This is a genomic window from Bartonella sp. AA126HLJHH, from assembly GCF_042197425.1.
Classification (GTDB): domain Bacteria; phylum Pseudomonadota; class Alphaproteobacteria; order Rhizobiales; family Rhizobiaceae; genus Bartonella.
The window spans coordinates 1-5,155 of record NZ_JBHIRU010000044.1; the positions used below are offsets into that span (position 1 = coordinate 1).

Below are 5,155 nucleotides of genomic sequence, written 5' to 3' on the forward strand. Positions count from 1 at the left end.
ATTACCGGTGAAACACTCCCTATTGTTGTTATTCATGAGGAACATTGCACCTCTTGGGATTTTAAATACAGTGCGCGGGATGAAGCAGGTGCAGCCAATGGCTTAGAAACAGATGTGGGAGACGACCAAAAAGCCGCGGCTGATGCACGAGAACCAGAAGAGATTGATGATGATGAAAACTTTATCCATATGGATGACAGTGATCGAGCAGCACCATCATCATCTGAATCGGAAAAAGCAGAAACAACACCTGAGAAAGAAGAAGAAGACAAAGAGAAAAAAGGCGGTGTTCTCGCAACTTATCATGATATCCGCAGTGGTGAAAAAAAAGAAGTCAAAGTTGGTAATCCGCCGTTCCATGAACTCAAATACACCTACCATAACCAATCAGAGGCTGTTGCGGCCATTGCTGCTTATCGCAATAAATCATCACGCGGTAAGTCTTCTTTCTCATGTGATATCGGTGGTGATCCCTTTGTGCAAGCAGAAGCAAAGCTTGTTCAAGAGCCCCCTTTCCGCCCTTATATACCGGCAGAATGGCGCATCAAAAGCGTTAAACACAAACTTGATAAAACGGGTGGTTACACCACAAAAATAGAGTGCGAACTTTTTGATGCATCACAAGAAGATGCGGCTGGAAACGTTGCAAACACAACACCAGAAAAGGATGATACCCTTGATCCAAACGCCCCACCAAACGCATGCGACGAAGGCGAAGGCGTCATCCATATGGATGAGGAAGATATATAAACAAAGCTATTTTATGATGATAAAAAGAAATACTATTTTTATTTTACTATTCCTAAAAATACAGCTAAACAGCGTTCAATTTCTACCATTTTATCTGCATGAATGGAGCCGAAAGCTGGACTAACTTTTTCACATCTTACCGTCATAATCTTATCAATCATTACTTGCGAAGGTTTTTGTAAACCATTTTTTGTGTTTGGCTGAATCGTAATGCGGAGTAATGGCGCATCAACAAGTGTACTTGTAATTGGTAAAACCGTTACACTTGTATGCTCACTAAATTGATTAGCTTGAATGATTAACGCAGGTCTTGGTTTACCAAAATCGCCTTGCATAGCTATTGTGACGAGAGATCCACGCATTATTCTGTCCAGCCATCAACATCCATTAAAGATTGATCCATCAACAACTGCATAGATGTATCTGTTTTATCCATTTTTGCGACTAAGCGACATTGGCGTCGGCACTCTTCTGCAAAGTTCGGTTGGCGAATATCTGGTACCCAAATTTGCATTAAACGCAAACCTGCTTTTCTTTGTGCGTTGCGATGTTTTTGAACGCGTTCATTGACGTGCATTGTAGCCATAACAAAATCTCCATTATGTTTCATGTAACGTATAACACAGAAAAAAGTTACATGAAACGAGATTTTTAATAAAAGGCAATAATTGCAATTTTTAATATTCACGCATCCCCGCCTTGTGTGGGGATTTTTTTATGGAGAAGCATATGCGAAAAATATCATTAGAGGGACTTGCACTTATCAAACAATGGGAAGGTTTGCGTTTAAACGCCTATAAAGATGCCATTGGGGTGTGGACAATCGGTTATGGACATACAAACAGTGCTGGAAAACCTTTTATTTACGAAGGCATGACAATCACTGAAAAGCAAGCAGAAGAGCTTCTTTGCCAAGACTTAAGACAATTTGAAAATGCTGTTGAACGCGCTGTTACAGTTTCATTAACAGATGAACAATTCGCGGCTTTAGTCTCCTTTTGCTATAATGTAGGAACAGGAGCCTTTTGTAACTCGACACTGTTAAAAAAGCTCAATCAAGGTGAATATGAAGCTGTCCCTGCCGAGCTACAGAAATGGACCAAAGCAGGCGGGAAGCGTCTTGAAGGTCTCGCACACCGGCGTGCAGCAGAAGCAGGCTTATGGGCGAAAGGTGCTTTTGTTTCCTCTAACTACCAAACCGTAGAAACGCAAGCACCAACGGGACTTTTTAAAGCTGAAGCTCTTGCACCAGTTATTGGTTCTTTTTCAGGGCTTGGAGGCTTATTAGCAGGCAATAGTCCAGTGCAATGGGCATTTGCTACCATTATGGTTTTAGCCGCATGTGCTGGCATTTTCTTTGTTGCTAAACGTTTTCAGGAACACCGTTTATGATCTTATGGATGAAAAGAAATCTGCTGTTAATAGGCGCGGCTCTAGCCGCTTTTTTTATGGCTTTGGCAAAAGCTTTTACCCTTGGAAAAAAGGCAGAACAGCAAAAGCAAACAGAAAAAACCTTAAAAGCAGCAACAACACGGCTGGAGGTGGAAAATGAAGTTAATCAGAAAAGTGATACTGATGTGCGTACTGCTCTCTCTCGTTGGTTGCGGGACAAATAAGTATGTCTCTTGTGTTGGTTGGTTGCCAATTTATTTAGAGAGGCAAGATGTTAACGTCATCAGTTCCAATTTAGCAAGAGATATCTTAAAGCATAACAAGCAGGGCGAACGTGTGTGTGGGTGGAAACATGGCTAAGAAAAAAACAAAAGACGATACAGAGCTTACAGAAGGAGAAAAAGAAATCCTTCAAGAAATTATCATGACCTACAAAAGTATAAAAGTGATGTCACGTTATACAAAATGGATTGTACTCATTATACTCTTATTAGCCCTTGATTTTTCACGTATTATGGATGCGTTTGTAAGTATTTTTACACAAAAACCAAATATCCGACTCTAAACATACTCTGAGACGCGCAAAATTCTTTAGAAAATGGTTTCTTAATTTTGCTCGTCTCATGGAGACTATCAATAATAGCTTTACACATTTAAAACTGTTATTTTCACAAAATTGGACATATCAAATTTCTCGTCAAAATAACTAAAAAAAACACTGCAGAGGTAATTGTAAAAATTCTATCCTGTTATAAATGAAGCCCACTGTTCCAAGAGAACATGTCGCTGTTCTAAAAAATCCGTTCGCATATAAGCTTTTGTCACTGAACTCCCAACTGAATGGGCAAGAACCGTTTCTGCAATCTCAAACGGTGTTGACGTTGTCTCTGCTATCCAGTCCCGTAAGCTTGAACGAAAACCATGGGGACGATAGGTTAAGCCGCAAATTGTCATATATTTTGCCATGGTAGCATCAGAAATGGGGTTGCCTCTACGACCAGAAAAGAGAAAACCATTCTTTTCAAAGGGGAGAGTTTTTTCAATAACTCTCAAAGCTTCATCACTTAGTGGCACGCGAAAGTCTGAAACTTTCCCTACAATACCTTTCATGTTTTCTTTTGGTATCGTCCATATATTTTTGTCAATTTGTTCAAGGCGCAAATAGCGCAATGGATATGACCGTGTGCCTGTCAAAATCAATAACTTCAGTGCTAAATTTGAAAGGATCTTATCATCCAAGCTTTGATAAAAAACCGGCACTTCTTGCCATGGCATAGCAGGAATATTTGTTGATGTCGCACGTGGTTTTCCTAAAAGCGCGCGTGCCTTCATACAAGCCTGTAGATCAACATCTAAACCAAGAGCCGCAGCATATTTCAAACAAATATTGATACGGTTAAGTGCTTTTCGCGCTGTGTCTGCTTTTTCATGCCAAAGGGGTGAGAGAACATTGCGAATAATATTGGCTGTTAATTTTTCTATAGGTAAATTACCTATGTGTGGAATAACGTGCAACTCTAGTGGAGAAAACCAGCGGCCGTTTTTACCTTCATTTTTCAACTCTGCTTTTTTGCTTTCAAAAGCCGCTTTTGCAATTTCTTGGAAGATATTGCTTTGCTGTTTTAAAATAGTCTGTTCTCGAAAGACAATAGGATCATTGCCTTCTTTAAGAATATCACTATAATATCTTGTAAGCTCACGCGCTTCTTTTAAAGAGAGTTTCGTAACAGGACCAAGTCCCATTTCACGGCGCTTATTGTGGTGCGTATAGCGAAAAAACCAAGAGCGTGTATTGTCTTTTCGAACATTCAACCATAGCCCTGCCCCGTCACAATATTTACCCTGCGGAGACGACTTTACGAATGATGCTGACAACCGATGAATCGCCCTCACTTAACGTCCCCTCTCGTCCACCTTTTCAAGCATTGCTCGTCCACCTTTTTTGGTCCACTTTTTAGACCACCTTTATTTTCTGATTTGAGATTTTTTCTTTAATACTTACTTTTTTTATTGAATCATAAAAAGCTATAGACATCAATACGCCCTTACACATCTTTATATACTTTGAATCTTGTTGCTAAGCCCCTGCTTGCCGCGTCTGGGAACACAACAAAATAAAGCGGTTCATTTTTATCCTTCGCATGTTGAATCGCATAAACAGCGGCTTCCTCTGGTGGAGTAAAAATGCCATTAAAGGACACATGCACCTTGCCATCAGCACCCTCTTGCAAATGCTGCTTTTCTTCATCCGTTAAACAATGTGCGTGAGGAAACAATCGCGCCATTCCAAGTGAAGGCAAGGATGGCAGATTGTTGATCATCACAAGAAAGACTTAAGGATAGCATTCATATTGTTCTGGATGATTTTTACAAAACGGGCTGTTTAAGCGCTTCTTGACACTGCGCTGTGGAACAACAGCACCTGGACGACAAATCGGGAGATTTTCGGCTTTATGGTTTACACACCATCCCCCCCTTTCATCTTTATAGCGGAATCCTGATTGAACCATACAAGCATGAATTGTTGCTATTGCATTGTTGCTTAAATTTCTGTTTTCTGGAAATACATCATAAGGAGCTGGCATACCACATTCTAATAAGGCTTTTCCTATTTCAGTAAAATCAGTAACACCATTTTTCTCCCACGCGCTCAAATACCCCCCAGGAGTTTTATTAAACTGACATCCTGCAATACCTAACAAAGTTACAGCACTTAATAATTTTAGAGTTTGTTTCATTTTTTACTCCATGATTTACTTAAAGGAAATTGTTCACGATGAGATGAGCCATAATTATAGCGACATTTTGGACTCGCATCTCCAAGACAAGTATGGGGACTTATGGGATTCATGACCACTCTCCACCATTCTGTCAAAACGTTACTACCAGCAGGCACTGTCCCGTAGGTATAGCCATTGCCACCAATAATTCTGCTTACAAAGTCATATCTATTCCCATCAAAGCCAATAGTGGTTTGTTTGCCATCACTCACATAATCTAACAGACCGGCTGC

The 5,155-nt window shown here is 40.3% G+C and carries 8 protein-coding genes and 3 pseudogenes; 5 read left to right on the forward strand and 6 right to left on the reverse strand.

Going from position 1 to position 5,155, the window contains the following annotated elements; genetic code table 11:
* Nucleotides 1-750 (forward strand): annotated as a pseudogene (locus ACFIQC_RS09155) (late control protein); the annotation flags it as partial.
* Nucleotides 751-788: 38 nt separating this feature from the next.
* On the opposite strand, the gene ACFIQC_RS09160 reads toward ACFIQC_RS09155, so the two are convergent.
* The gene (locus ACFIQC_RS09160; protein WP_375620473.1) at nt 789-1,112 is read right to left on the reverse strand and encodes a type II toxin-antitoxin system PemK/MazF family toxin; all 324 of its coding nucleotides are present in this window, start codon (nt 1,110-1,112) and stop codon (nt 789-791) included.
* Nucleotides 1,112-1,336 carry an antitoxin MazE family protein gene (locus tag ACFIQC_RS09165; protein ID WP_273791685.1) on the reverse strand — a complete coding sequence of 75 codons (225 nt, stop codon included), beginning with the start codon at nt 1,334-1,336 and terminating at the stop codon, nt 1,112-1,114. The genes ACFIQC_RS09160 and ACFIQC_RS09165 overlap by 1 nt, the downstream gene beginning before the upstream one ends.
* Nucleotides 1,337-1,479: 143 nt before the next feature.
* On the opposite strand from ACFIQC_RS09165, the gene ACFIQC_RS09170 reads away from it, so the two are divergent.
* The 4 genes from ACFIQC_RS09170 to ACFIQC_RS09185 are packed head-to-tail and all read left to right on the forward strand — an operon-like array spanning nt 1,480 to nt 2,707.
* Nucleotides 1,480-2,142 (forward strand): lysozyme, encoded by a 663-nt coding sequence (locus ACFIQC_RS09170; protein WP_375707081.1) that lies wholly within the window; start codon nt 1,480-1,482, stop codon nt 2,140-2,142.
* Entirely contained in the window at nt 2,139-2,366 is a 228-nt protein-coding gene (locus ACFIQC_RS09175; protein WP_375630023.1) for a hypothetical protein, read from the forward strand. Before ACFIQC_RS09170 ends, ACFIQC_RS09175 begins: the two co-directional genes overlap by 4 nt.
* On the forward strand, nt 2,299-2,502 hold the full coding sequence (locus tag ACFIQC_RS09180; protein WP_375630024.1) for a hypothetical protein: 204 nt from the start codon (nt 2,299-2,301) through the stop codon (nt 2,500-2,502). The genes ACFIQC_RS09175 and ACFIQC_RS09180 overlap by 68 nt, the downstream gene beginning before the upstream one ends.
* The gene (locus tag ACFIQC_RS09185; RefSeq protein WP_375707082.1) at nt 2,495-2,707 is read left to right on the forward strand and encodes a hypothetical protein; all 213 of its coding nucleotides are present in this window, start codon (nt 2,495-2,497) and stop codon (nt 2,705-2,707) included. Before ACFIQC_RS09180 ends, ACFIQC_RS09185 begins: the two co-directional genes overlap by 8 nt.
* 176 nt (nt 2,708-2,883) lie before the next feature.
* Here the strand turns inward: ACFIQC_RS09185 and ACFIQC_RS09190 are convergent, their stop codons facing one another.
* From ACFIQC_RS09190 to ACFIQC_RS09205, 4 genes and pseudogenes are all read right to left on the reverse strand, one after another.
* A complete protein-coding gene (locus ACFIQC_RS09190; protein WP_375707083.1) occupies nt 2,884-4,035 on the reverse strand; it encodes a tyrosine-type recombinase/integrase in 1,152 nt (383 codons plus the stop codon).
* Between the two features lie 194 nt (nt 4,036-4,229).
* Nucleotides 4,230-4,412, reverse strand: a pseudogene (locus tag ACFIQC_RS09195) (filamentous hemagglutinin); the annotation flags it as partial.
* Between the two features lie 63 nt (nt 4,413-4,475).
* Nucleotides 4,476-4,880 carry a hypothetical protein gene (locus ACFIQC_RS09200; protein ID WP_375641239.1) on the reverse strand — a complete coding sequence of 135 codons (405 nt, stop codon included), beginning with the start codon at nt 4,878-4,880 and terminating at the stop codon, nt 4,476-4,478.
* A pseudogene (locus ACFIQC_RS09205) lies at nt 4,877-5,155 on the reverse strand (filamentous hemagglutinin); the annotation flags it as partial. The gene ACFIQC_RS09200 and the pseudogene ACFIQC_RS09205, both read right to left, overlap by 4 nt.

Excerpts from the sequence above, each read along its gene's own strand:
- ACFIQC_RS09160 (WP_375620473.1), bottom strand. The coding sequence starts at position 1,112 with ATGCGTGGATCTCTCGTCACAATAGCTATGCAAGGCGATTTTGGTAAA.
- ACFIQC_RS09165 (WP_273791685.1), bottom strand. The coding sequence starts at position 1,336 with ATGGCTACAATGCACGTCAATGAACGCGTTCAAAAACATCGCAACGCA.
- ACFIQC_RS09170 (WP_375707081.1), top strand. The coding sequence starts at position 1,480 with ATGCGAAAAATATCATTAGAGGGACTTGCACTTATCAAACAATGGGAA.
- ACFIQC_RS09175 (WP_375630023.1), top strand. The coding sequence starts at position 2,139 with ATGATCTTATGGATGAAAAGAAATCTGCTGTTAATAGGCGCGGCTCTA.
- ACFIQC_RS09180 (WP_375630024.1), top strand. The coding sequence starts at position 2,299 with ATGAAGTTAATCAGAAAAGTGATACTGATGTGCGTACTGCTCTCTCTC.
- ACFIQC_RS09185 (WP_375707082.1), top strand. The coding sequence starts at position 2,495 with ATGGCTAAGAAAAAAACAAAAGACGATACAGAGCTTACAGAAGGAGAA.
- ACFIQC_RS09200 (WP_375641239.1), bottom strand. The coding sequence starts at position 4,880 with ATGAAACAAACTCTAAAATTATTAAGTGCTGTAACTTTGTTAGGTATT.